General features: G+C 41.5%; 2 protein-coding genes and 1 pseudogene. All 3 read right to left on the reverse strand.

The window, feature by feature from the left end:
* Window positions 1-38 precede the first annotated feature (38 nt).
* A complete protein-coding gene (locus DOT_RS27585; RefSeq protein WP_009612757.1) occupies window positions 39-629 on the reverse strand; it encodes a DUF2103 domain-containing protein in 591 nt (196 codons plus the stop codon).
* Between the two features lie 15 nt (window positions 630-644).
* Entirely contained in the window at window positions 645-1,127 is a 483-nt protein-coding gene (locus tag DOT_RS00265; protein ID WP_009612758.1) for a metallophosphoesterase family protein, read from the reverse strand.
* A 42-nt stretch (window positions 1,128-1,169) separates the two neighbouring features.
* A pseudogene (locus DOT_RS00270) lies at window positions 1,170-1,417 on the reverse strand (aminofutalosine synthase MqnE); the annotation flags it as partial.

Raw genomic sequence — 1,417 nt, forward strand, 5'->3', positions numbered from 1 at the left:
CGAAAAACAGCTTAGGATAATATTTTCCTAAGCTGTTTTTATTTCTGTAGTGAATTCTTAAACTTCGCTTTGGCATCTCGTACTCTTATGTTTTCAAGTGATTTTTTTAGGTGGCTTAAAGCTTTGAGAGTAGTAAGATCCAATCGTTCAGCAACATTCGAGGAATTTTGATCTCCTAAAATCGACCTCTGGCCTTTACGGTATGAATGTTTTTTGGGCTGATGCAAGCCCCGCGTAGATGTCTGGTTTTCTTCTTCATGTCTCATTTTTTGTAGAACGTTGGACAATTTTTTCCTAGAAGGAGATTGCTGGTTGCTTGCGGAGGTATTATTAGATGCCGGTGGCAGCGCATCCGATGGGAATTCTTTCTTTACCCATTCCTGAACACAAGCTGGGTTTTTGGTCACCACAAAGACTTCTTGAATAGAACCATTACTTTTCAACAAAAGCTTGCACCCTGTTTGCGTCTCATATTTATAGACAATCCCTCGTTCTGAGGAATGACTCACCTCAATAACCCCAGGAATAATGTCTGTTACCTCCCCGAGACAACCTAAATTCTCTAACCACAGCAAAGCGTTCTGGATAATGCCATGTTCACGTTTCACTTTATTCCTGCGATGTTTCATATATTCCACCGACTTTCAAAAGTACAAATGTTTGGCATCAATCTGTTCTTGTTGAATATCCAATAGTCCAAAGGAATACTTTGGCTCACGTCTTTTGTCCGTCGGAGAACCTGGATTGAATAACAAAATACCATTTCGCCATTCCATAAAAGGGGTATGACTATGGCCGAAAACAATCAGATTAACGGGAGTTTCCTTAAATTCTGCATAAGCACGGTCAGGCGTATTGTTTCCCTTTCCCACATTTCCGTGAACTAACCCGATCTTCCATGCTCCGCATTCAATGACATCACGATCAGGCAAAGAAACATCCCAACCATCACAATTCCCTCTTACTGCCCGAACAGGTGCAATGGAAGCTAATTCTTCTAATAAGCCCATATGTGTCAAGTCACCAGCGTGAATAATCATGTCGACTTCAGTTAAGTGTTCCCAGACAAAACGGGGAAGTGATTTGCCCACTCGCAGATGGGTATCTGACAATACCGCGATACGCACTTGATTCACCTCTTGGTTATAACTTTACTCCCGAGTGCTGATTTAGCAGGGAAACGTTTTCAAAACATGATAGTAGGTATCTCTTTCAACAGCCTCTAAACCCACTTCATGGATCATATCAATAAGCTGTTGCTCACTTTGCATTTGGGGACTAGTTGCTCCTGCTGTATGATAAATTTTCTCTTCGCGAACAACTCCATCGAGATCATTAGCACCGAACGAAAGAGCCATCTGAGCTACTTGAGGACTGGAAGAAACCCAATAGGCTTTAATATAACGGAAATTATCTA

Origin of the sequence: Desulfosporosinus sp. OT (assembly GCF_000224515.1) — a bacterium.
Taxonomy (GTDB): Bacteria; Bacillota; Desulfitobacteriia; order Desulfitobacteriales; family Desulfitobacteriaceae; genus Desulfosporosinus.

Excerpts from the sequence above, each read along its gene's own strand:
- DOT_RS27585 (WP_009612757.1), bottom strand. The coding sequence starts at position 629 with ATGAAACATCGCAGGAATAAAGTGAAACGTGAACATGGCATTATCCAG.